Source organism: Pseudomonas sp. R1-18, from assembly GCF_051132095.1.
Lineage (GTDB): Bacteria > Pseudomonadota > Gammaproteobacteria > Pseudomonadales > Pseudomonadaceae > Aquipseudomonas.
In genome coordinates this window covers 4,476,775-4,501,300 of the sequence record NZ_CP071658.1, presented here as the reverse complement: position 1 = coordinate 4,501,300, position 24,526 = coordinate 4,476,775, and the positions used below count along the sequence as shown (strand labels likewise).

Genomic DNA, 24,526 nt, shown 5'->3' with positions numbered 1-24,526 from the left:
CGTGAACAATGCTCAGATGCCGTTGGCGATAAAAGGCTGGAGTGGGGTGTCATTGTGGGAGCCAGCTTGCTGGCGAGACTCAGCTACAGGCGACGCGCCGGTTGCGGCTGTACCGGCCCCTTCGCCAGCAAGCTGGCTCCCACACTGACACCTCTACATCCCAATATCCTCCTCGATTTCAGTGGGAGGGAGCTTGCTCGCGACGAACGATGGCGACGTGTTTTGCCGGACTGCGTTACCGCTCCGACGGTGTCGCCGCGGTTTTGGTGTCGCGCCCCGGTAATTGCAGGAATATCCCCGCCGCGAAGATCGCCAGCACGCCGACGCAGAGGAAGGTGAGCTGGAACGCTTCGAGCACGTTGTCAGCCACATCTTCGGTAAAGCCACCCAGCAATGCCGCCGCGCAAGCGACGCCCAGGCTCAGCGCCAGTTGGGCGACCACCGACAACAGACTGTTGCCGCTGGCGGCGCTGGCGTCGTCCAGGTCGATCAGCGTCACGGTATTCATCGCCGTGAACTGCAACGAATTCACCGCGCCCAGCAGGCCCAGATGCACCAGCAACACCCAGTACGGCGTCTGTTGATCGACCAGCGCCAGGCTGGCCAGCAACACGCCGAGCAGCAATGTGTTGCCGGTCAGGATCACGCGATAACCCAAGTGGTCGATCAGCCAGCGGGCCACGGTCTTGGCGAACATGCCCGCTGCGGCCAGCGGCAACATGCTCATGCCGGCCTGCGACGGCGAGTAGCCCAGAGCGACCTGCAACAGCAGCGGCACCAGAAACGGCAACGAACCGCTGCCCAGCCGGGCGAACAGGTTGCCCAGAATACCGACCGCAAAAGTCCGGGTGCGGAACAGCGACGGTGCGAACAGCGGAAATTCGACATGCCCGGCCCGCAGCCAGTAGGCGGCAAGACAGCCAAGGCCGGCGAATAGCAGCAACACCACGCGTATATGCGGCAGATGCAGTTCACCCAGTCCTTCGAGAGCGATGGTGATCAGCACCATCGCCGCGCCGAACAGAATGAAACCGGTGCCATCGAACCGCGTGCGCGCACCGCCGGCGATGTCCGGAATGAAATGTTGAACCGCATAACAGCCCAGAATGCCCACCGGAATATTGATCAGAAAAATCCAGTGCCAGCTTGCGTACTCGACCATCCAGCCGCCCAGCGTCGGGCCCAGTAACGGACCGAGCAGACCGGGGACGGTGATGAAACCCATAATCCGCACCAGCTCCGAGCGCGGATAGACGCGCAGCACGATCAGGCGCCCGATCGGCAACATCAACGCGCCGCCCAGACCCTGAATGATGCGTGCGCCGACCAGCATGTTCACCGAGTTGGAAAGCGCGCAGAGCAGCGAGCCAAAACTGAACAGCAGGATCGCACTGAAGAATATCCGCTTGATCCCGAACCGGTCGGCAATCCAGCCCGATGCGGGAATCAGCAGGGCGATGGTCAGCATGTAGGCAATGACCACCGATTGCATGCGCAACGGATTCTCGGCGAGCGAGGCCGCCATCGAGGGCAACGCCGTGTTGAGGATCGTACCGTCCAGGCTTTGCATGAAGAAAGCGATGGCGATCACCCAAGGTAGCCATCGCAGGGTCTTTTCATCCAGATGAGGCGTCGATGTCGGCATGCAGGCCTACTAAAGAGTCAGGGTCAGTCGGCTGATGAGCGCACCAGGCAGGTGGCTGGAAGCTGTCTGGCGCTGACTATAGGTACTTGCCGACAGGATGAGTTCCCGCTCGCGCGTCAGATTCTCCAAGGCGCTGCCCAGCAGGCTGTAAGCGCTGTCATCGAAACGCATGGTGCTGACCGGCGCGACAATCTGGCCGTTTTCCACCCAGAAAGTGGCGAAACGGGTCATGCCGGTCAGCCGCGCCGCGGGCCTGTCCGAATAATTCAGATACCAGAGGTTGCTGATGTACAGGCCGGTGCCGAGCTTTTGCAGAATCTCATCCAGCTCCAGTGAACCGCCCGCCATGCTCAAGGCGCTGGGCGATTCGCCGTAATCCGCACCATTGGCCTGCAGCCCGTATTCGGCGGCACTGCTTGAGTCCACCAGCCGTTCGCGTGCCTGACCTTCGGTAATCAGCGCCAGGTCGCGGCGTGGGTAACCTTCGTGGGAGAACGCCGGCGACAACGAGCCGCTGACTTGCTCATCAAGGCTCACCAGCGGGCTGAAGCGTGCCTCGTCACTGTACAGGCGTTGCAACGGGCTGCGCTTGCTGGCGATGGATTGCGCCGAGAAACCGCCCCAGCACAACATGCCGACGATTTCGTCCATTGCCGCGGGTGCGAGGTAGGCGCGGTACTCGCCGGGCTCCAGATTGCGCAAGGGACGGCCAAGAAACTCCAGCTGCTGGCGTGCCTGCGCGAAGCGTCGCTCGAACGCCGCAGCATCCCAGTCATGCCCGGCATAGCTGGCTTTGACGGCTTGGCCATTGTCGTGGAACAGGCTCCAGTCGAAGTTGAAGCTGTTCGCCCCATGCCAGCCCAGTGCACCCCAGGAACTGGCGAATCCGCGATAGATCGGTCCGGCAGCGTAGAAACCGACCAGATCCAGATCGCCGGAAAGCTCGTCAATGCGCGCTACCACATCACCGCTTTCAGGCAAGGCAATGGCCTGACGACTGTCGCTGCGCCAGGCATCCATGTTGGGTAGCAGGTAAGGGTCTCTGGCCAGGGAAGGCAGGGTTTCGCGTAACTGTTGCAAAGCCTGGTTCAGGCGCTCGCGATCCGTTTCCGTGTCCCCGGACAGCGTGAGCTCCAGGTTCGCGTGCCGACCGTCTTCGATCAGCTTGAGGCTCACGCCCGCCTGCTGCACGTGCCCGGCCTGCCTGACGCGGCCGTGATTGAAGCGGATGAAATCGGACGCTTCGGCGTTATAGGTCAGAGTGAACTGTTCTTGCGGACTTACAGCAGCCTTGAGTACGGCGACCAGATCCTCGAATTGCTGTTGGTGCGACATCAGGCGTCCCCTCCGAATACGTCCACATTGGCAAAAACACAGGCGGGCGAGGCATGGCCGACGCGGATCACCTGATTAGGCTCACCCTTGCCGCAGTTCGGCGTGCCCAGGACCTTGAATGTACTGGCGTCGCCCACCGCGCTGAGGCTTTTCCAGAACTGCGCCGAGATCGCTCGATAGTTGGGGTTCTTCACCACGCCCTTGAGCTCTCCGTTTTCAATGAGCTGGCCCCATTCGCAGCCAAACTGGAACTTGTTACGCGCGTCATCGATAGACCAGGAGCGATTGGTCGACATCAGGATGCCGCTTTCAATGTTGCCGATCAGGCTTTGCAGCGGTTGATCGCCCGGCTCGATATTGAGATTGGCCATGCGGTCGATCGGCGCGCGGTTCCAGCTGGTGGCGCGGCTGTTGGCCACGCCGGGCAGGCCGCTGCGGAATTGCGACAGCGCGCCGCCCAGCGGCCGTTGCAGCAGGCCGTCGCGGATCAGGAACTGCTTGCTTGCCGGCGTGCCGTCGTCGTCATGGCCATAACTGGCCAGCTGTTCCGGGATATCGGGGTCGAAGGTCACGTTCAACAGCGGGGAGCCGTATTGCAGGGTGCCGAAGTCGCTGACCTTGACGAAGCTGGTGCCCGCGTAATTGCGCTCGTCACCCAGAATGCGGTCCAGCTCCAGCGGGTGGCCGATGGACTCGTGAATCTGCAACACCATCTGGTCGGGCATCAACAGCAGGTCGCGAGGGCCGCTTGGCGTATTCGGCGCCAGAATCAGTTGCAGCGCCTGATCCGCAACCTGCGCGGCAGCACTGACCAGTCCGCAAGAGGCCATGACTTCCGCGCCACCCTGCTGTCCGAAGTTGTCCCGGCCCAGACTGCGGGTCTGGCTGTCGCGGCCGTCGTAGGCGGTAACGGTCATGCCGGGATAGACAAAGCGCTGGGCCTGACGAATCTCGGCGCCCGCCGTATTGAGATAGATCTGCTCGACATGTTCCAGGCCCAGGCTGGCCTGCCAGTCCACCAGGCGCTCGTCCGCCGGCACAGCGTGGGATTCGGCCATCAGCAGGTCGATGCATTCGGCGAGCGAAGGGAAGGGATCATTGAGGCGCGGCGACAGATAATCGCCCTTTGAGCCGGACACGCCGTGCTCGCTGAGGTCCAGCAGGGCGTGAGGCGCCAGCCGCCGCGCCATGGCTTCGGCCTGCTGCAAGGCGGCCTGCAACCCGTTCTGCGAAAGATCGTTGGTGGCGGCATAGGCTTCGACGCCGTTGAGGCGAACGGTGACCATTACGCCTTCATCACTGCCCAGCGATGGCGGCTCGGCCACGTTCTTGCGCACGCACAAGTGCTGGCTGGTCCGGCGAACATAGCGCACGGAAAAGAATTGCGCGGAACTCCGCAGGGCGGCGAAACGCTGCTTGAGGGGCGCGGAGAAATCGAACATGCGGACAGGCTCCTTCTTGAGGGCGGGCGGTGGGGTCGCAGACCTTCGGCCAATGGCAAGAAGAGTAACCGCTGGCGCGGTCGGGTGTCAGCGCCCGCGCCCTTCTGTGACTTACTGACGCACTGGTTTGCCGCGTGCCGGACGGTCGCCGGCAACGAAGTAGTCGGCAGTGCTGCGCGGCAACGGCCGGCGACCACGGATCTTGTCGGCGATTTTCTCGGCGATCATGATCGTGGGGGCGTTCAGGTTGCCGGTGGTGATCAGCGGCATGATCGACGCATCCACCACACGCAAGCCTTCCATGCCGTGGACGCGGCCCTGGCTGTCCACAACTGCCATTTCGTCGCTGCCCATCTTGCAGGAGCAGGACGGGTGATAAGCCGTCTCGGCATGCTCACGCACGAACTGGTCCAACTGCTCGTCAGTCTGCACTTCGATGCCCGGGCTGATTTCGCGCCCACGGTACGGGTCCAGCGCGGGCTGTTGAATGATCTCGCGGGTCAGGCGGATCGCATCGCGAAATTCCTGCCAGTCCTGCTCGGACGACATGTAGTTGAACAGGATGCTCGGGTGCTCGCGCGGATCTCTGGATTTCACATGGACCCGGCCACGGCTTGGGGAGCGCATGGACCCGACGTGCGCCTGGAAGCCATGCTCTTTCACACCTTTGGTGCCGTTGTAATTGATCGCGACCGGCAGGAAGTGGTACTGAATATTCGGCCACTCGAACGCTTCACTCGAACGAATGAATCCACCTGCCTCGAACTGGTTGCTGGCACCTATGCCCTTGCCGAGGAACATCCACTTCGCGCCGATCGGCGGCTGGTTCCACCACAGCAGGGAAGGGTAGAGCGAAACCGGTTGGGTGCAGGCGTATTGCAGGTACATCTCCAGGTGATCCTGAAGGTTTTGACCAACGCCCGGCAGGTCGTGAACCACCGGGATGTCCAGCTCGCGCAACAGGTCGGCCGGGCCGACGCCGGAGCGTTGCAGGATCTGCGGGGAAGCGATTGCACCGCCACACACCAGGACTTCCTTGCGGGCACGGGCTTCGACGCGGGTATCGCTGTCACCGACCAGATAAGCCACACCGACGGCGCGTTTGCCGTCGAACAGAATGCGGTCGGTCAGCGCATGGGTGACGATGGTCAGCGTGGAACGCTTTTTCGCTTCGTCCAGATAGCCACGCGCCGTGCTGGCGCGGCGGCCATTCGGCGTTACGGTGCGGTCCATCGGGCCGAAGCCTTCCTGCTGGTAGCCGTTGAGGTCTTCGGTACGTGGGTAGCCGGCTTGCACGCCAGCTTCGACCATGGCGTGGAACAGCGGGTTATTGCCCTGCTTGGGCGTGGTCACGCTGACCGGGCCGTCGCCGCCATGGTAGTCGTTGGGCCCGATGTCACGGGTTTCGGCTTTGCGGAAGTATGGCAGGCAGTCGAGGTAGCTCCAGTCTTCCAGCCCTGGTTCTTTCGCCCAACCGTCGTAATCCATGGCGTTGCCGCGGATGTAGCACATGCCGTTGATCAGCGATGAACCGCCCAGACCTTTGCCACGACCGCATTCCATGCGGCGGTTATTCATATAAGGTTCCGGCTCGGTTTCGTAGGCCCAGTTGTAGCGACGGCCTTGCAGCGGAAACGCCAGAGCAGCCGGCATCTGGGTACGGAAATCCAGACGATAGTCCGGGCCGCCCGCCTCAAGCAGCAGAACGGTGACGCCCGCGTCTTCGGTGAGACGGGCTGCCAAAGTATTACCGGCCGAACCAGCGCCGATGATGATGTAGTCGAATTCGTGGGTCATAAAAGCGCCCTCTTTGAAGTTGGGTCGGGCGTGGTCACAGATTGAGCAAGTGTTGCGGCTGTAACGACGTCGTCGCGGGCAAGCGCGCTCCTACGGACGGGCGCGCCTGCCTCGGCAAGGGGATTGGGATCAGAACACCGAACCGTAGTCCCCCAGTTCGACCTGCACCGACTTGATCCGCGTGTATTGGGCCAGCGAGCTGATACCGTTTTCGCGGCCGACACCGGATTGCTTGTAACCGCCGACCGGCATTTCCGCCGCCGATTCGCCCCAGGTGTTGATCCAGCAGATACCGGCTTCCAGCAGGTGAATCACGCGGTGCGCGCGGTTCAGGTCGCGGGTGACAATGCCGGCGGCCAGGCCGAAATCGGTGTCGTTGGCACGACGCACGACTTCTTCTTCAGTGTCGTAACCGAGGATGCTCATGACCGGGCCGAAGATTTCCTCGCGCACGATGGTCATTTCATCGGTGCAGTCGGTGAACACGGTCGGCGCCACGAAAGCGCCTTTTGCGAAGTCGCCTTCAGTCAATCGCTCGCCGCCACACAGCAAGCGGGCGCCTTGTTCTTTGCCCTTGGCGATATAGCCCAGCACGCCTTCCATGTGTTCGAAGCTGACCAGTGGGCCGAAATTAGTGTTTTCGTCTTGCGGGTCACCGGCGCGGATGCGTTTGACGCGCTCGACGATCTTCGCCTCGAAGTCGGCTTTCAGCGCATTCGGAACGAACACCCGAGTACCGTTGGTGCAGACCTGACCCGAGCTGTAAAAGTTGGCCATCATCGCGATGTCGGCGGCGCGATCCAGATCGGCGTCCTCGAAGATGATCAGCGGCGACTTGCCACCCAGTTCCATAGTCACTTCTTTGAGCGACGAACTTGAAGCGCTGGCCATGACCTTCTTGCCAGTATCGGTGCCGCCGGTGAACGAAACTTTCTCGATACGCGGGTGCTCGGTGATCCAGCTGCCGACTTCACGGCCGCTGCCGGTCAACACATTGAATACGCCGTTGGGCACGCCGGCCTCGGTGTAGATTTCCGCGAGCTTGAGCGTGGTCAGCGACGTCACTTCGCTCGGCTTGAAGATCATCGCGTTACCGGCCGCCAGGGCTGGCGCAGACTTCCAGAGAGCGATCTGGATCGGGTAGTTCCACGCACCGATACCAGCGACCACGCCCAGCGGTTCACGACGGGTGTAGACGAACGACGATGTGCGCAGCGGGATCTGCTCGCCTTCGATGGCAGGCACCAGGCCCGCGTAGTATTCCAGCACGTCGGCGCCGGTCACGATATCCACGGCGCGGGTCTCTGAAATGGCCTTGCCGGTATCGAGGGTTTCCAGCGCGGCCAGTTCGTCATTGCGCTCACGCAGGATGTCCACCGCGCGGCGCAGGATGCGCGAGCGCTCCATTGCCGTCATGGCTGCCCAGATTTTCTGGCCTTTCTCGGCGCTGACCACGGCACGTTCGAGGTCCTCTTTGCCGGCGCGCTGAACCTGAGCAAGCACCTCGCCGTTGGCGGGGTTGATGGCGTCGAAGGTTTCACCAGTGCTGGAATCGACATAACCGCCGTCGATGTAGAGTTTTTGCAGTTCAAAACGGGCCATAAAGTCCTCGCACATTCATTGGGGCGCTGACTGGTAACAGTCTGCGGCGAACGAGCTTCGCGCTTCAGTTCGCCGCTTTCGCCAGTTGGAAATCCATGTATTCGTAAGCGATCCGTTGCGCTTGCCCGGTATCGAAGGCATCGCCGGACAACGCGCCGCGCAGCCACAAGCCATCGATCAAAGCGGCCATTCCGCGCGCCGCGCTGCGGGCCTGTTCCAGCGGCAACGCGCGACGGAACTGGCAGCACAGGTTCGAGTAGAGGCGGTGATCGTTGATCCGCTGCAACCTGTGCAATGACGGGTGATGCATGCTGGTCGCCCAGAAGGCCAGCCAGGTTTTCATCGCCGGGCCGTTGACCTGGCTGGCGTCGAAGTTGCCTTCGATGATCACTTGCAGATGCGCCCTGGGGCTGTCGTCGCCCAACGCCTGGCGGCGCTCGCTGATGCTCTTGCTCAAGGCAGTCATCAGGTGGCGCATGGTCGCCGCGATCAGGCCGTTCTTGTCCTGAAAGTAATGACTGATGATGCCGTTGGAGACCCCGGCCAGCCGCGCAATCAACGCGATGCTGGCATCGCCCATACCGACCTGATCCACCGCGGTGAGCGTGGCCTGGATCAGCTGTTGACGGCGAATGGGTTGCATACCGACCTTGGGCATTGCGATGGGTCTCCTCGGCGTTTCGCGCCAGTGGTGTTTGCCAGATGGTCGACACAGTCTAGTTATTTTTTATTGAACGATCAATCAATAAAAACGGCGAGGCGTGGCAAGGCCCCGTGGGACGCGGCTTTGAGATAATTATTGAGGTGATTACGTGGGAGCGGACTCGTCCGCGAATAGGCCTTGGCAGACGAAAACACGGTGCGTCTGGAATGCCGTCTTCGCGGACGAGTCCGCTCCTACAGGTAAGAACCGGTCAGCCGTGGGTCCTGCCCAGCAGCGCATGGTACAGCTCACTGTCGCCGAGGATGCCGACCACGCGGTTGCCATCCTGAAGCACCAGCTTGTTGCCGGTCTGGTAACGGATCTGCAAGGCATCGCGCATGCCGATGTTGGAATGGACGAGGGTCGGGCGGCGGTCGAGGCTGCTGACGTCCTGGCCTGGAGTCCAGTTCTGCAGGTCCAGCTGCGCGCCACCCTGGCGGGCGCCCTTGATGACATTGCCTTCGGCCAGATCCAGCCACGAATCGCCGCCTGGGTCCAGGCACACCGAGCCGTTGATCCTGGTGCAATCGTTGACGTTGCGCATCAGGCTGCGACCGCACAACACGTTGAGCGGGTTGGTGTGGGCGACGAACGTGCGAACGTATTCATCGGCCGGGTTGAGCACGATCTGTTCCGGCACGCTGTACTGCACGATGCGTCCGTCTTTCATGATCGCGATGCGGCTGCCCAGCTTCAGCGCTTCATCAAGGTCGTGGCTGACGAACACGATGGTCTTGCTCAACTTGCTCTGCAAGGCGAGCAGTTCATCCTGCAAACCCTGGCGGATCAATGGATCGAGCGCCGAGAACGGTTCGTCCATCAGCAGAATGTCGGCGTCCATCGCCAGTGCTCGGGCCAGGCCCACCCGCTGCTGCATGCCGCCGGAAAGCTCGTCGGGTTTCTTGTTGCGCCATTGGGTCAGGCCCACCAGTTCGAGCTTTTCGTCTACCAGCTTGCGCCGCTCTTTTTCCGGGCGACCCTGCATCTCCAGGCCAAAGCTGATGTTTTCGCGCACGGTCAGCCACGGCATCAGGGCGAATTTCTGAAATACCATCGCGATGCGCTTGGTGCGCATCATTTTCAGCTCTGCGGCGGTGCAGCTGGCGATGTTGATCTGGCTGCCTTCATGCTCGACGTGCAGCGCACCGCGACTGACGGTGTTCAGGCCATTGATGCAACGCAGCAGGCTGGATTTGCCGGACCCGGAAAGCCCCATCAGCACGCAGATTTCGCCTTTCTGGATATCCAGAGTGGCTTTCTCGACGCCGACGATCTGCCCGGTTTTCTTGAGGATCTGGTCACGCGTCAGGCCTTCATCCAGCAACTTGAGGGCCTCACGCGGATCCTTGGCGAAGATGACGTCTACCTGGTCGAACTGGATGATACTCATGCGTCGGACCCTACCTTGGCATCGGGTTGTTTGCAGATTCGGTCGAGCATGATTGCCAGCAGCACGATTGCCAGACCGGCTTCGAAGCCCAGGGCGATATCGGCAGTGTTCAATGCGTTGACCACGGGTTTGCCCAAGCCGTCGGCACCTACCAGTGCGGCGATCACCACCATCGACAGGGATAGCATGATGCACTGGGTGACACCTGCCGCGATGCTTGGCATGGCGTAAGGCAGTTCGATTCGGGTAAGCAATTGTCGGCGCGAGGAACCGAAGGCTTTGCCCGCGTCGAGCAGTTCATGAGGCACGTCGCGAATCCCGAGATAGGTCAGGCGGATCGGCGCGGCGATGGCAAAGACTACGGTCGAAATCAGACCGGGCACCACGCCCAGACCGAACAGTGTCAGCGTTGGAATCAGGTAAACGAAGGTCGGCACGGTCTGCATCAGGTCGAGCAGCGGGCGGATGATCGTGTAGAACATCGGCTTGTGCGCCGCGATGATGCCCAGCGGTACACCGATCAGTACGCAGACCACCGTGGCGAACAGCACCTGGGCGAGGGTTTCCATGGTCTCCTGCCAGTAATGCAGGTTGAGGATCAGCAGGAAGGCCAGGGCAACGAAAATGGTCAGGCCCCATTTGCGCTGGATGAAGTGCGCCAGTGCGGCAATCAGGCCGATCAGAACGAACGGATTGAACCAGGTCAGTGCGAAGGTCAATCCGTGGATCATCATTTCCAGCGTCGAGGCGATTGCATCGAAGTAATCGGCGCCGTTGCGCGTAAGCCAGTCGACGAACGACGCGATGTACTCGCCCAGAGGGATTTTTTGATCAGTCAGCATGATTCGAATGTCCGCTTGCTGGAAAAATGAGGAGTGCAGGCGGCATGACCACCTGCCACCGGTTTACTTGGTCAGCTTGGCCTTTGCTGCCTCCAGTCCCGGTTTGCCGTCGACGGTCGTTACGCCGGCCAGCCACGTGTCGAGAACTTGAGGGTTATTCTTCAGCCAGGCTTTGGCAGCCGCTTCAGGCTTCATCTTGTCGTCCAGGACGTTACCCATAAGGGTGCTTTCCATGTCCAGAGTGAACGAGAGGTTCTTGAGCAACTGGCCCACATTGCTGCATTGCTGGGTGTAGCCCTTGCGGGTGTTGGTGTAAATGGTTGCCTGCCCGAAATTGGGGCCGAAAAAGTCGTCGCCGCCTGTCAGGTACTGCAGCTTGAAACGGGTATTCATCGGATGCGGTTCCCAGCCAAGAAACACTACATCGGTGCCGCGTCGGGCGGCGCGGTCAACCTGCGACAGCATGCCGGCTTCGCTGGACTCGACCATCTTGAAACCGGCGGTCTTGAGACCGAAGGCGTCCTTGTCGATCATGCTCTGGATCAGACGGTTGCCGTCGTTGCCGGGCTCGATCCCGTAGATCTTGCCGTCCAGCTCCTTCTTGAATTTGGCGATATCGGCAAAGTCCTTGAGGCCCTTGTCGTAGAGCGCCTGAGGTACGGCCAGCGTGTACTTGGCGTTTTCCAGGTTGGCGCGCACGGTTTCGACGGTGCCTGCCTCGCGGTACGCCTTGATGTCGTTTTCCATGGTCGGCATCCAGTTGCCGAGGAAAACGTCCATATTCTTGCCGTCGGCCAGCGACTTGTAGGTCACCGGCACAGAAATCATGGTGGTCTTGGTCTTGTAACCCAGAGATTCGAGCACCGCGCTGGTTACCGCCGTGGTGACCGTGATGTCAGTCCAGCCTACATCGGAGAAGTTGACCGTACGGCAAGCCTCTGGCTCCGCAGCCTGAGCCAGCAGTGGGACGCCAAGCGCAGCGACCAGCAGCAACGATTTAGGACTTTTCATGGGATGGACTCCTGTTAATTTTTCTTGAGCCATCGGCGTGTGAACGCCGGTGCGGCTTTTATGTTGGCGGGGCATTCGCGAAGCTCCATCACTGCGCTGACAACCGAGTCGACACCGATCATCTAACAGGGAAAATCAAACGCCTACAGGGGGCGTCGTATCCAGTACAGGCGGGGTCGTATCCAGTATGCGCAGCGTCGTTTACAGCTTGTTCCTACCCGGCAAAGGCGCTTTTGCGAGCACCAAACCTCTGGAAAGCGGCTTGATCTGCGCCAGCTCCCCGTTCTTGATCGGTAGTGCTCTCAGGATTTCGCGGGTTTGCACAGATGTGGGAGGCGGCGGCCTTCAGCGTAGCTGTTTCATCTGTACACGCGCCCTGAGTATGCCAGTCGGCCGCGCCGGTCAGGATGCGTCAGTGAGAGGACCGCAGACGCGGTGGTTTTGAGCCGAAGGGGTGTATGAAGTTCACTGGCCACAGGCGCACCCGAAACCGGCCGGTCGACGTTGCGATGCCGAGCGATCGGGCTGCGCGATTTTTGCTCACGCCATCCGCGTTCCGCCACCTTTTAGCGCGTGCTCGGTAATGGCCCAATGCCGTGCGCCTGCACCGCGAGTCGTGCAATGAGTAGCACTGGGTGCCGACTTACCCGTCACCGGTCGGCAAGTGCTACCGAATTGCTCACTGCGCAATGCCGCATTTGTGATGGCGCGTCGCTCACGGACATGAAAGTCGCACCCGAGTAGACGCATCGCGACGTCGTTTTCAGGGGTTATTGAATGAGCATTCAAATTTCGGCATGGGTTTTGCGATGTCATCGCAAAGCCTTGCGCCAACGCAGGGCCATAAGAAGAGCCTCTCCCGAGGCCCACGACCGTTAGCGTGAGGAGACAACGTGATGACTTCCTTCAATGCAGGGGCTCAGCCCCAGAACCGCGCCCCGCAATCCATCGGCTTTCTGCTGCTGGACAACTTCACGCTGATCTCCCTCGCCTCGGCGGTCGAGCCGCTACGCATGGCCAACCAGCTCTCAGGTCGTGAGCTGTATCGCTGGACCACGCTGACCGTCGACGGCGGGCAGGTCTGGGCCAGCGATGGCCTGCAGATCACCCCGGACGCTGCGATGCACCAGGCACCGGCGCTGGATACCGTAATCGTCTGCGGAGGCGTCGGCATCCAGCGGACCGTCACCCGTGAGCACGTGAGCTGGTTGCAGAGCCAGGCGCGTCAGTCGCGTCGCCTGGGCGCGGTCTGCACGGGAAGCTGGGCACTGGCGTGCGCCGGTCTGCTCGATGGTTTCGATTGCAGCGTCCACTGGGAATGTCTGGCCGCGATGCAGGAAGCCTTCCCCCGCGTTTCGATGAGCACTCGCTTGTTCACGCTGGACCGCAACCGCTTCACCAGCTCCGGCGGCACCGCGCCGCTGGACATGATGCTGCACCTGATCAGTCGCGATCATGGCCGTGAGCTGTCGGCCGCGATTTCCGAAATGTTCGTTTATGAGCGCATCCGCAACGAACAGGATCATCAGCGTGTGCCGCTCAAGCACATGCTTGGCACCAACCAGCCGAAGTTGCAGGAAATCGTGGCGTTGATGGAAGCCAACCTTGAAGAGCCGATCGACCTTGATGATCTGGCGGTCTATGTCGCCGTTTCGCGCAGGCAGCTGGAGCGTTTGTTCCAGAAATACCTGCACTGCTCGCCGTCGCGCTACTACCTCAAGCTCCGTCTGATCCGTGCGCGGCAGTTGCTGAAGCAGACACCGATGTCGATCATCGAAGTGGCGTCGGTCTGCGGTTTCGTATCGACGCCGCACTTTTCCAAGTGCTACCGCGAATACTTCGGCATTCCGCCACGCGACGAGCGCGTAGGCTCCAACACCACCCAGCAAGTCGCCATGATGCCAATCCCGCAAGCTTTGGTACTGGCACCGCTGTCTGGCCCGCTGTCGGCACTGAGCCAGGCGCGTAACGAATCGACGTTTGCGAGTGTGAGGTTGTAAACAGAGCACTGTTGTGGGAGGCAGCGCCAGTGCACGTGTAGGAGCGGACTTGTCCGCGAAAAGGCCGGTACATTCACAGCAGATGTGCAGTCAGTACCGCTTCTCGCCAGCAAGCTGGCTCCCACAAAAACGGCGGCGTACGCTGTGACGTGTAGGAGCGGACTTGTCCGCGAAGAGGCCGGTACATTCACAGCAGAAGTGCAGTCAGTACCGCTTCTCGCCAGCAAGCTGCCTCCCACAAAAACGGCGGCGTGTGCTGACGTGTAGGAGCGGACTTGTCCGCGGAAAGGCCGGTGCATTCACAGCAGATGTGCAGTCAGTACCGCTTCTCGCCAGCAAGCGGGCTCCCACAAGAACGGCGGCGTACGCTGTGACGTGTAGGAGCGGACTTGTCCGCGAAAAGGCCGGTACATTCACAGCAGATGTGCAGTCAGTACCGCTTCTCGCCAGCAAGCTGGCTCCCACAGGGGCTTGCGGCGTGCGCTGTATTTGCGGGAGCGGCTTCAGCCGCGAAGGTGCTGGTACAGGCGACGTATCTATCGGGCCTGTACCGGCCTCTTCGCCAGCAAGCTGGCTCCCACAAGGGCTGCGGCGTTACAGGCTGAAGCGCGAAACCATTGTGTTGAGGTCCACGGCCAGGCGTGACAGCTCGGTGCTGGCAGCGGTGGTCTGGTTGGCGCCGGTGGTCGACTGGGCGGACAGGTCGCGAATGTTCACCAGGTTGCGGTCGACTTCACGAGCCACTTGCGCCTGCTCTTCAGCAGCACTGGCGATGACCAGGTTGCGCTCGTTGATCTCTTCCACCGCCGAATTGATGGTGTCCAGTGCCAAGCCGGCACCCTTCGCAATATTCAAGGTCGATTCAGCGCGTTCGGTGCTGTTGCGCATCGAGTTCACGGCGTGTTCGGTACCGCCCTGAATGCTGCCAATCATGCGTTCGATTTCGCTGGTCGATTGCTGAGTGCGGTGAGCAAGGGCGCGCACTTCATCAGCCACCACCGCAAAGCCGCGACCGGCTTCACCGGCGCGCGCCGCTTCAATGGCAGCGTTGAGGGCCAGCAGGTTGGTCTGGTCGGCCAGGCCGCGGATTACATCCAGAACCTTGCCGATGTCACGGGATTCATTTGCCAGGTTGCCGATCAGCTCAGCGGTGCTCTGCACGTCGCTGCTCATGCGTTCGATAGCACCGACTGTTTCCATGACCAGATCACGACCGTCGCCCGCCGAAGCAGTTGCGGCTTTCGAGGCTTCCGAAGTGCTGGTGGCATTGCGAGCCACTTCTTCCACGGCGCTGGTCATTTCGTTGACTGCGGTGGCAGCCTGTTCGATTTCGTCGTTCTGCTGCGAAAGGCCACGGGCGCTTTCGTCGGTTACGGCGTTCAGCTCTTCCGCCGCCGATGCCAGCTGGGTAGCCGAACCGGAAATGCGGTGCAGAGTGTCGCGCAGCTTGTTCTGCATGGTTTGCATCGCAGCCAGCAAGCGACCGGCTTCGTCGGTGCCATCCACCGTGATCGGGCGGGTGAGGTTGCCTTCGGCAATATGCTCGGCGGCAGTCAATGCGGCGGCAATCGGGCGAGTGATGCTGTTGATGAGCAGCCAGGCGAAAAGAGTGGTCAGGACGGTTGCCGCGATCAGCAAGCCGATGACCAGACTGAATGCCGAATCGTACTGGGCCGCGGCGTCCGCATTGGTCTTGTCCAATTGCTGGGTGTTGATATCTACCAGCTTGGCCAGCACGGCATTCATCTGGTCCGAGTTGGCCAGCGTTTCGACATTGAGCACGTTTTGCAGCTCATCGAGCTTGTTGGCCAAGGTCAGGGTTTTCATGCGCGATTCAAGCTGACGGTAGTCGTTCAGCAGGCGAACGTATTCGGCATACAGCGCCTGCTCTTCAGGGCTGCTGATCAACTTTTCGTATTCAGCCTGCGCCTCGGTGATCTGCTTGTTTCGCATGACGAACAGATCAAGGGTCTTCTGCTGAATATCCGGCTCGCGGTTGACTAGCAAGCGGTAGGCGAGAACGCGCAAGCGGATACTGGTTTCGGTCAGGCGATCCAGGTGCTTGATACTTGGCACACTGTTGTGGGCCAGCGTTTCTGTAGCACCACGGATCTTGCTCATCTGTGACAGTGCGAATACACCAAGGATCAGCATGAGAGTGCCGATCAAGGCGAAGCCCAGGAATGCGCGCGGAGCGATGTTCATGTTACGCAAAGACATAATTGCTTCCAGAGGTAAGGCGCATTCCTTGCGGCTTTGATTAGAGTTGAAACTTCATAACTGCCTATCGGTCACGAACCTGAAGTCTTGAGTGGCCTGCTGGCGGTGAGCAGACCAAAGGGGCGCCACGCGTTTTACTTCGCCCGGAGCGAAAACGCTGTAAGCCGTTGTCGGCAATGGAGATCGGTATTATCCGTGATGGCGATACAATGGCGCGCTGCGCCGTTTTGTCGCACGTATCGGCGGTCTGACGAACAGCAGGAACCGCTTTCGGGATTGAGAGTCACAAGCCCCCTATGCGTTTGCGTTATTGACGTGTCCGGAGCGTGGAAAGCCAGTATTCACAGGCTCCACGCTGGCATGCGCAGTGACTTTTCTTTATCGTGTGCGCCCGTTGAAATTTGCTTGAGTAATCAAAATGTTGGAAGCGTCCCTAAGCCAGTTGGAACAACTTGTCGGCGATCTGGTGCAACAGAACCAGAAGCTGCAGGAAACGAATGCACAGCTCAACGCCGAGCTGGCCCAAGCCAGGGACGAGAATGACAGCTTGCAGCTGAGCCTGATGGAACAGGAAGAGAAGCAGGGCACCACTGCCGCTCGCATTCAGGCGCTGGTTGACCGCGCTACCAGCGCAAGCGCTGTCGGCGCATGAACTACGACAGGAGCGGGGTCACCGTGCTATCGATCCTCGGAAACGAGTATTCGATCAAGGCACCCGAAGGTGAAGACCAGGCGCTGCTCCAGGCAGCGGCAATGCTCAAGGCGTCTCTGGCCGATACCAAGCGCAAGTACCCAAGCCTGATCGGCGACCGCCTGCTGGTGCTAGCGGCGCTGAACCTGTGCTCGCAGCAAATCGAGATGAAGCAGCGCCACAAGGTTGAACTGGAACGCTATCAGGAACAGATCGACGCTACCGTGGACGCGATTTCCAACGCGATTTCACAGGCCTGACAATTGTTCGCCGACTGGTAACTCTGCAAACACTGCATCCTCGTAGGAGCCAGCTTGCTGGCGAAAGGGTCGGTACAGACGCAGCGATTGTGTCAGCCGAACGAATGTTTTCGCCAGCAAGCTGGCTCCTGCGGGATTGGTATCAGTCAGGCCGCCATCACCAGCCGGATATCCGCCGCCAGTTCCCGCACGCGGTCTTCTTCGGTGTCCCACGAGCACATGAAGCGTGCGCCGCCGCTGCCGATGAATGTGTAGAAGCGCCAGCCTCTGGCGGTCAATGCGGCGATGGCGGGTTCCGAAAGTTGCAGGAACACGCCGTTGGCCTCGACCGGGAACATCAGTTCTACGCCGGGGATATCCTTGACCAGATCGGCCAGCAGTTGAGCGCAGCGGTTGGCATGTCGTGCGTGCCTGAGCCAGGCGTCGTTTTCCAGCAGGCCAACCCAGGGCGCCGACAGAAAGCGCATCTTCGACGCCAGTTGCCCGGCCTGCTTGCAGCGGTAATCGAAGTCCTCGGCCAGATCCCGATTGAAAAACAGAATCGCTTCGCCCACCGCCATGCCGTTCTTGGTGCCGCCAAAACACAGCACGTCGACGCCGGCTTTCCAGGTCAGCTCCGCCGGTGAGCACTCAAGAAAGGCACAGGCGTTGGAAAAACGCGCGCCATCCATATGCAGGTGCAGACCCAGTTCACGACAGGTCGCGCTGATCGCGCGCAGCTCGGCCGGTTGATAAACGCCGCCGACTTCCGTTGCCTGCGTCAGGGTGACGACTCGCGGCTTCGGGTAGTGGATGTCCTGGCGCTTGAGCGCTACCTCGCGGATCGATTCAGGGGTCAGCTTGCCGTTCGCGCTGCGTGCGGTCAGCAGTTTGGAACCGTTGGAGAAGAACTCCGGCGCGCCGCATTCGTCGGTTTCGACGTGGGCGGTTTCCGAACAGATGACACTGTGATAACTCTGACACAGCGAGGACAAAGCCAGTGAGTTGGCCGCCGTGCCGTTGAAGGCGAAGAACACCTCGCAGTCGGTTTCGAACAATTTGCGGAAATCATCCGAGGCGCGAGCGGTCCATTGGTCGTCGCCATAGGCACGTTGATGCCCCTTGTTCGCCTGTTCCATGGCTGCCCAGGCTTCAGGGCAGATACCGGAATAGTTGTCGCTGGCGAACTGTTGGCTTTGGTCTGTCATGGCCGATTCCTTATGGGCATTTAACCTGCGCACTGTAGCGAACAATGTGGGGTGCGGTCATGCGTTGCATGCGTGACAGGCTTTTACGAATGGGAGCGATATGGATCTTTCCAACCCGCCTTTCCTGCCGGGACGCGACAAGGCGCTGGATCTGCTCAAATGGCTGGCCATGCTGTGCATGGTGCTCGACCACCTGCGGTACGTTGGCTGGTCGATAGATGTTTTCTACATTCCGGGCCGCCTGGCGTTTCCCTGGTTCTGCCTGGCGATAGCGCTGAACCTGTCACGCCGCAGCGCTGCGGTACAAGCGCCCAGGGTGCAATGGCGGTATCTGGCCTGGCTCTGCGGGTTCGCTGCGATTTCGGAGCTTCCCTATCGGTTGTTCATGGCCGATGCAAATACCCTGAACGTAATGCCTACGCTGCTGCTTGGATTACTGATCGCCCAAGGCTGGCAGCATCGCAATCCGACGACGCGGGTTCTGGCGCTGGGGGCGTTGCTGGTGGCCGTGCTGTTTCAGAAAACGTTGATGTTCGGCTTTCCGGGCGTCCTGCTGCCGCTGGTGTTTCTGCTGGTCCTGCGCCGACCGCTCTGGTACGCAGTGTTTCCGGCAGGTTTTTGTGTCGCCGCCAATGCCTGGCCCGAAATGTTCGCGGGTGCGGAATGGGGCGATCCTGTTTCCATCGGCTCGATCATCGCTTGCCTGCTTGCCCCGCCGCTGGGCATGGCGCTGCTGCGTTGCAAGCCGGGCTTCAACATCTGGCCGATGCGCCGCTGGGCGTATGCAATCTATCCACTGCATTTTCTGGTGCTGCTGGGGCTGCGGACCCTGCTGAGGGTCTGAAGCCTGGCAGGAGCGCCGGGCGCCGCTCCGCTGGCACGCAACGAGAGGCTTATGCCGGGAGGCAGACGCCAGTGCCGCCCAGGCCGCAATAGCCTTGCGGGTTCTTGGCCAGATATTGCTGGTGGTACGCCTCGGCGAAGTAGAAGGTCGGCGCCTCGGCGATTTCCGTGGTGATCGAACCCAGGCCCGCCTTGTTCAATTCCGCCTGGAACGCCTGCTCGCTGGCCTTGGCGGCCTCCAGCTGTTCCGGCTTGGTGCAGTAGATCACCGAACGGTACTGGGTGCCGATGTCGTTGCCCTGACGCATGCCCTGAGTCGGGTTGTGTGCTTCCCAGAAGACCTTGAGCAGCGACTCGTAGCTGATCTTCTCCGGCTCGTAGACAACCAGAACCACTTCGCTGTGACCGGTGAGCCCCGAGCACACTTCTTCGTAGGTCGGGTTGGGTGTCATGCCGCCGGCGTAGCCCACCGCGGTGCTGTAAACACCTTCCTGCTGCCACAGGCGACGCTCGGCGCCCCAGAAGCAGCCCATGCCGAAGATCGCGAATTCCACGTTGCCTGGAAACGGACCCAGCAACGGATGGCCGTTGACGTAGTGCTGCTCAGGAACCGCCATGGCAGTTTCACGGCCCGGCAGTGCTTGTTCAGCGGTAGGCAAGACGTTCTTGTTGACCAGAATTTCCGAACGCAGAGTCATGAACCATATCCTCTCGATGTGAGACAGGCAGCAGGGCCAGGACGAATGAGGGTACTTACATAGGTCCGGTTACCCGCGCAAACAAGTGCTGCCGTGAAAAAACGGACCGACAGTGTGCCCGAGAGTCGCGGGCGCAGGAAGGGTGTCAGGCTGAAGGAAGACGCGAATAACGGCGCAGCTTCTCGATCAAGTCCTGACCAGGGATAGGCTTGTCGAACAGATAACCCTGCCCGACATCACAACGGTGACGACGCAGAAACGCCAGCTGCGCGGCGGTTTCGATGCCTTCGGCGACGACCTTGAGCTTGAGGTTGTGAGCCATCGCGATGACCGCCGACGTGATTTCCATGTCGTCCTCATCATCCGGGATATCGCGAATGAAGCTGCGGTCGATCTTGATCACGTCGATCGGGAATTTCTTCAGGTAACTGAACGACGAATAACCGGTACCGAAATCATCCATGGCCAGTGACAGGCCCAGACGCTTCAACGAATCCAGTTGCAGACGCGTATCTTCGGTGGCCTCCAGCAGCAGGCCTTCAGTCAGTTCCAGCTCCAGCAGCGACGCATCGAGTTCTTCTTCACGCAGAATGGCGGCGATGGAAGACACCAGCTCCGGGTCCGAGAACTGCTTGGGCGACACGTTGATCGCCACCTGCAGGTTACCGAACCCGGCAGCGGTCAGCGCCTTGCTCATGCGACAGGACTGGCGCGCTACCCACTTGCCGATAGGAATGATAAGCCCGGTTTCCTCAGCGACGCTGATGAACTGGTCTGGGCGGATCATGCCTTTTTCCGGGTGGTTCCAGCGCAGCAGTGCTTCCATGCCCAGCAGGCGGCCGGTGCGCAGGCACAGCTTGGGCTGGTAGAAAACTTCCAGCTCGTTCTGGGTCAGTGCGCGGCGCAGGTTGTTCTCGACGAACAGCTTGTAGCTGGCTTCGGCATTGAGCGCTTCGGTAAATACCTGAACCTGATGCTTGCCGTTGGCCTTGGCCTTGTGCAGCGCGAGGCCGGCGTTCTTCATCAGCGTCTGTGGATCGCGACCATGCAGCGGCGCGCAGGCCAGGCCGACAGAGCCTGTGACACTGATGAGCTGGTTATCGACGAACATCGGCTTGTCCAGTGTCGCGAGGACCTGGCTGGCGATGCTCTGACCGGCTTCCAGACCCGTATGGTCCAGCAGTACGGCAAATTCGTTACTGGCGAATCGCGCCAGCACGTCGGACGGGCTGAGCGTGTTGCGCAGACGGCGTGCCAGGCTGATCAACAGTTTGTCGCCGGTCTGGTGGCCCAGACTGTCGTTGATCCGCTTGAAGTTGTCGATATCGACCAGCAGCAGGCACATGAGCGAATCATCATCACGCGCGAAACGTTCGTCCAGATTGCGGATGAAGGCCGGCCGGTTACCCAGGTTGGTCAGGTTATCGGTATACGCCAGCCGCTCGATGCGCTGCTGGGCCAGCTTGGCCTGGGTGATGTCTTCGTAGATGCCGATGTAATGCGTCAGCTCCCGGTTGTCGCCGTAGACCTTGGATATCGACAGTTGGCCCCAGTAGGGTTCCAGATTCTTGCGTCGGCTCTTGAACTCGCCTTGCCAGCTGTTGCTGTTGGTCAGGCTGGAATTGGCTTCGAGCAGCAGGTCGTTCAGATTTTCCAGCGCCGGTAGCTCTGACAGCTTGTGTCCGTGAACCTCTTCGGAGCTGTACTGCGTGATCGCGGTGAAGCTGGGGTTTACGTATTCCACGACGCCGTCGCAGTTGACCAGCAGGAAGGCGTTGGCGCTTTGCTCCACGGCTCGCTGGAACAGATGCAGCGCGTTGGTAGCGGCACGGCGGTTGTGGTTGTTGATGACCTGAGCGAACTGGTCCGCCAGCTCGCCGGCGAACGTGATTTCGTCAGGCTGCCACTCGCGTGTCGAGCCGGTCTGTTCCAGGCACAGAACGCCGACCACCTGCCCGTCGATGCGGATGCTCGCATCCAGAATTGCGTTGATACCCAGCGGCGACAGCGTTTCCGCCATCTTGCGGGTGCGCGGGTCGACCTGCACGTTGCTGGCGTCAATGGCACGGCTGTTGTGAAGCGCCTCCAGATAACCCGGGTACTGACTGATGTCGACGGGCGCGCGGTCCTGATAATCGCCAGTCTGGCGAACATAGTCGGCTATGGACACCAGCTCGTTATTGACCAGGCTCCAGATGCCGGCGCGGTCGACGTCGTAGATGTCGCAGGCGCTTCGGGTGATCAGCTCCGCCGCTTCCTGGACTGAATTGGTGGTGCTGTAGCGCTGACGGGTCAGGCGCAGGATCAATTCCTGCTGGGCGCGGACACGTTCGAGGTGGGCGAACTGGTCGCGCTGTGCACGCTGGTTCAGCTCCAGCGCAATCTGCAATCTTGAATTCTGGGTTTCCAGGTCAGTGCCTGTGGTCTGCTCGCCGTTGCCGAGCAGTCCGTCGACGACCAGAAAGTAGCCGCGCAGCAGATGCCGGTTGTGTTGCTTGTAGGCTTCGCCGATTTCGACCAGGCCCAGCGGGCCTTTAGGCGTGTGCAGTGTGTAGCGCACCGTGTAGTGGGGCGAGGTCGCCAGTTGCAGCTGGATTTCGTCGTGCAGCTGATAGCGCGCTTCGGGTTCCATCAGGCTTGCGTAGGGTGAGCCAATCAGGGCGCAGAGATCCACGGCAGCCAGGCCGAGCTGTTTTTCACAGTTGGGATCGAGAAAGAGGAGCGCCCAATTGGCTTCATTAAGCCGCTCGAAACGCAGCATGCCCAGGCGCGAAGGCACAGGCAATTGCGTCACTACCTCGGCTGCCGTCCTGCCGGCAGCATCGGTCTGGCTTTTCATCAACAAACTCGCTTCCGAAATACTGATCGCGGGGGCCATGCCCATATCACTGACGCATGGCGCAAGGTTGCATCATGCAGAGCGGGCTTACAAGGGCCACGGTGGCTTAGTGCTATAAAAGTGTCGGCCGCAAACGCCAGTTCTTCAATGCCGATTGAAATTGCAGGACGATCCAGGGTATTTCGGGTAAAAAAAGCCCCGCGGGAAGCGGGGTTGAGGTTCGAGCGTGTGGGCTCGCAAATGAATGAGCGGTGGCCCGTCGCGTGGACGGGCCGGCTCAGGCTTACAGCAGAATCGTGCGGATATCCGCCAGCAATTCGCTCAAGCGCTTGGTGAAGCGGGCAGCCGCTGCGCCGTTGATCACACGGTGATCGTAGGACAGGGACAGAGGCAGCATCAGTTTCGGCTGGAAGGCTTTACCGTCCCAGACTGGCTGGATGGTCGCCTTGGAGACACCGAGGATCGCCACTTCAGGCGCATTGACGATCGGTGTAAAACCGGTGCCGCCAATGTGGCCGAGGCTGGAGATGGTGAAGCAGGCGCCTTGCATGTCGTTGGCGGTGAGCTTTTTGGTACGGGCTTTTTCGGCCAGTGCCGCAGCTTCGGCAGCCAGTTGCAGCAGGCTCTTCTGGTCGACGTCACGGATGACCGGAACCAGCAGGCCATCGGGCGTATCCACCGCGAAACCGATGTGTACGTACTTCTTGCGGATCACCGCTTTGCCGCTAGGAGCCAGCGAAGCGTTGAAGTCCGGCAGTTCCTTGAGCAGGTGCGCGCAGGACTTGAGCAGCAGAGGCAGAACGGTCAGCTTGACGCCTGCTTTCTCGGCCACGGCTTTCTGTGCGACGCGGAAGGCTTCCAGTTCGGTGATGTCGGCCTGGTCGAACTGAGTAACGTGCGGAATGTTCAGCCAGCTGCGATGCAGGCCGGTCGCGCCCAGTTGCATCAGGCGAGTCATCGGCACTTCTTCGATCTCGCCGAAGCGGCTGAAGTCGACTTCCGGAATCGGCTGAATGCCCATGCCGCCGCTTGCGCCGCCAGCCGGAGCTTCCTTGGCCTTCTGCATCATGGTCTTGACGTAGGCTTGTACGTCTTCCTTCAGCACACGGCCGTGCGGGCCGGAAGCGCTGACAGCAGACAGCTCGACGCCGAATTCGCGTGCCAGCTGACGAACAGCCGGGCCCGCATGGACCTTGGCGCCGTCTTTGGCAGGAGCGGCCGGGGCAGCAGGCGCTTCGGCTTTCGGTGCAGCTGCAGGAGCAGCAGCTGGCGCGGCTTCAGCCTTGGCAGGGGCGGCAGCCGGGGCGCTGGCGGCAGGAGCCGGTGCAGCAGCAGGCGCGGCGCCTTCGACCCTCAACTTGAGGATCAGGTCGCCGGTGCCGACTTCCTGGTCCAGCTTGACTTCAATGCTTTCCACAACGCCGGCGGCTGGAGACGGGATCTCCATGCTGGCCTTGTCGGATTCCAGAGTGATCAAGGATTGATCAGCCTGGATGCTGTCGCCGACCTTGACCATCAGCTCGATGATCTTGGCCTTGCCCGACGAACCGATATCCGGAACGTGGATGTCCTGAACCGAAGCGCTGGCGGCCGGCGCAGGCGCGGCGGCCGGTGCCGCGGCAGGCTCTGCCGGTTTTTCAGCGGCAGCGGGTGCAGCAGCCGGCGCAGCCTCGGCGGGAGCGGCAGCCGCTTCGCCTTCGACTTCCAGCTCGAACAACTCGTCGCCTTCTTTCAGGCGGTCGCCCAGCTTGACCTTCATGGTCTTGATGACGCCAGCCTTGGGAGCAGGGATTTCCATGCTCGCCTTGTCCGACTCCAGCGTCAGAATGCTCTGGTCAGCTTCGATGCGATCACCGACCTTGACCATCAATTCAATGACTTCACCTTCACCGTTGCCGATGTCGGGTACGCGAATTAGCTCACTCACTATGTCTCTCCTTCGGAGAACCTGTTCACTCTCGATTGCGCTGATTCAATTGCAACAAAACAGCGTCGGATGCTCATTTACGGTGAGTAAATTC

At 60.7% G+C, this 24,526-nt stretch carries 17 protein-coding genes and 2 pseudogenes; 4 read left to right on the top strand and 15 right to left on the bottom strand.

The window, feature by feature from the left end; translation table 11 throughout:
* Nucleotides 1-235: 235 nt before the first annotated feature.
* The 9 genes from mdtD to J3P77_RS20445 form a co-directional block, all read right to left on the bottom strand.
* Entirely contained in the window at nt 236-1,645 is a 1,410-nt protein-coding gene (gene mdtD / locus J3P77_RS20485; protein ID WP_434678393.1) for a multidrug transporter subunit MdtD, read from the bottom strand.
* A 9-nt stretch (nt 1,646-1,654) separates the two neighbouring features.
* Entirely contained in the window at nt 1,655-2,980 is a 1,326-nt protein-coding gene (locus J3P77_RS20480) for a TldD/PmbA family protein (RefSeq protein WP_434678392.1), read from the bottom strand.
* Nucleotides 2,980-4,422 (bottom strand): TldD/PmbA family protein, encoded by a 1,443-nt coding sequence (locus tag J3P77_RS20475; protein ID WP_434678391.1) that lies wholly within the window; start codon nt 4,420-4,422, stop codon nt 2,980-2,982. Before J3P77_RS20475 ends, J3P77_RS20480 begins: the two co-directional genes overlap by 1 nt.
* A 111-nt stretch (nt 4,423-4,533) precedes the next feature.
* Complete coding sequence (gene betA, locus J3P77_RS20470) at nt 4,534-6,219, bottom strand: choline dehydrogenase (protein WP_434678390.1); 1,686 nt, start codon at nt 6,217-6,219, stop codon at nt 4,534-4,536.
* A 129-nt stretch (nt 6,220-6,348) separates the two neighbouring features.
* Nucleotides 6,349-7,821 carry a betaine-aldehyde dehydrogenase gene (gene betB / locus J3P77_RS20465; protein WP_434678389.1) on the bottom strand — a complete coding sequence of 491 codons (1,473 nt, stop codon included), beginning with the start codon at nt 7,819-7,821 and terminating at the stop codon, nt 6,349-6,351.
* A 64-nt stretch (nt 7,822-7,885) separates the two neighbouring features.
* Nucleotides 7,886-8,479, bottom strand: a complete 594-nt coding sequence (gene betI, locus J3P77_RS20460; protein WP_434678388.1) for a transcriptional regulator BetI — start codon at nt 8,477-8,479, stop codon at nt 7,886-7,888.
* 256 nt (nt 8,480-8,735) lie between these two features.
* The gene (choV, locus tag J3P77_RS20455) at nt 8,736-9,914 is read right to left on the bottom strand and encodes a choline ABC transporter ATP-binding protein (RefSeq protein ID WP_434678387.1); all 1,179 of its coding nucleotides are present in this window, start codon (nt 9,912-9,914) and stop codon (nt 8,736-8,738) included.
* Entirely contained in the window at nt 9,911-10,759 is an 849-nt protein-coding gene (choW, locus tag J3P77_RS20450; protein WP_434682083.1) for a choline ABC transporter permease subunit, read from the bottom strand. Before choW ends, choV begins: the two co-directional genes overlap by 4 nt.
* 60 nt (nt 10,760-10,819) lie before the next feature.
* Nucleotides 10,820-11,767 carry a choline ABC transporter substrate-binding protein gene (locus J3P77_RS20445; protein ID WP_434678386.1) on the bottom strand — a complete coding sequence of 316 codons (948 nt, stop codon included), beginning with the start codon at nt 11,765-11,767 and terminating at the stop codon, nt 10,820-10,822.
* An 896-nt stretch (nt 11,768-12,663) separates the two neighbouring features.
* Here J3P77_RS20445 and J3P77_RS20440 point away from each other — a divergent pair.
* Nucleotides 12,664-13,767, top strand: coding sequence for a GlxA family transcriptional regulator (locus J3P77_RS20440; protein ID WP_434678385.1), 1,104 nt, complete (start codon nt 12,664-12,666; stop codon nt 13,765-13,767).
* A gap of 594 nt (nt 13,768-14,361) precedes the next feature.
* Here J3P77_RS20440 and J3P77_RS20435 read toward each other — a convergent pair.
* Nucleotides 14,362-14,958, bottom strand: a pseudogene (locus J3P77_RS20435) (methyl-accepting chemotaxis protein); the annotation flags it as partial.
* Nucleotides 14,959-15,264: 306 nt separating this feature from the next.
* A pseudogene (locus J3P77_RS20430) lies at nt 15,265-15,921 on the bottom strand (MCP four helix bundle domain-containing protein); the annotation flags it as partial.
* 484 nt (nt 15,922-16,405) lie between these two features.
* Between J3P77_RS20430 and J3P77_RS20425 the strand changes: the two are divergent.
* Nucleotides 16,406-16,639: a hypothetical protein gene (locus J3P77_RS20425; protein WP_434678384.1), complete on the top strand. Its 234-nt coding sequence runs from the start codon at nt 16,406-16,408 to the stop codon at nt 16,637-16,639.
* The gene (locus tag J3P77_RS20420; protein WP_434678383.1) at nt 16,636-16,938 is read left to right on the top strand and encodes a cell division protein ZapA; all 303 of its coding nucleotides are present in this window, start codon (nt 16,636-16,638) and stop codon (nt 16,936-16,938) included. The genes J3P77_RS20425 and J3P77_RS20420 overlap by 4 nt, the downstream gene beginning before the upstream one ends.
* 146 nt (nt 16,939-17,084) lie before the next feature.
* On the opposite strand, the gene J3P77_RS20415 is transcribed toward J3P77_RS20420, so the two are convergent.
* The gene (locus J3P77_RS20415; protein ID WP_434678382.1) at nt 17,085-18,125 is read right to left on the bottom strand and encodes a low specificity L-threonine aldolase; all 1,041 of its coding nucleotides are present in this window, start codon (nt 18,123-18,125) and stop codon (nt 17,085-17,087) included.
* A 100-nt stretch (nt 18,126-18,225) separates the two neighbouring features.
* On the opposite strand from J3P77_RS20415, the gene J3P77_RS20410 reads away from it, so the two are divergent.
* Nucleotides 18,226-18,969 (top strand): TraX family protein, encoded by a 744-nt coding sequence (locus J3P77_RS20410; RefSeq protein WP_434678381.1) that lies wholly within the window; start codon nt 18,226-18,228, stop codon nt 18,967-18,969.
* Between the two features lie 49 nt (nt 18,970-19,018).
* Here J3P77_RS20410 and msrA read toward each other — a convergent pair whose 3' ends face one another.
* The 3 genes from msrA to aceF all read right to left on the bottom strand — a co-directional run bounded on the left by msrA (nt 19,019) and on the right by aceF (nt 24,432).
* Nucleotides 19,019-19,666 carry a peptide-methionine (S)-S-oxide reductase MsrA gene (msrA, locus tag J3P77_RS20405; RefSeq protein ID WP_434678380.1) on the bottom strand — a complete coding sequence of 216 codons (648 nt, stop codon included), beginning with the start codon at nt 19,664-19,666 and terminating at the stop codon, nt 19,019-19,021.
* Nucleotides 19,667-19,811: 145 nt separating this feature from the next.
* Nucleotides 19,812-22,505 (bottom strand): sensor domain-containing phosphodiesterase, encoded by a 2,694-nt coding sequence (locus tag J3P77_RS20400; protein ID WP_434678379.1) that lies wholly within the window; start codon nt 22,503-22,505, stop codon nt 19,812-19,814.
* Nucleotides 22,506-22,788: 283 nt separating this feature from the next.
* Nucleotides 22,789-24,432, bottom strand: a complete 1,644-nt coding sequence (aceF, locus tag J3P77_RS20395; protein WP_434678378.1) for a dihydrolipoyllysine-residue acetyltransferase — start codon at nt 24,430-24,432, stop codon at nt 22,789-22,791.
* Between the last annotated feature and the right edge of the window lie 94 nt (nt 24,433-24,526).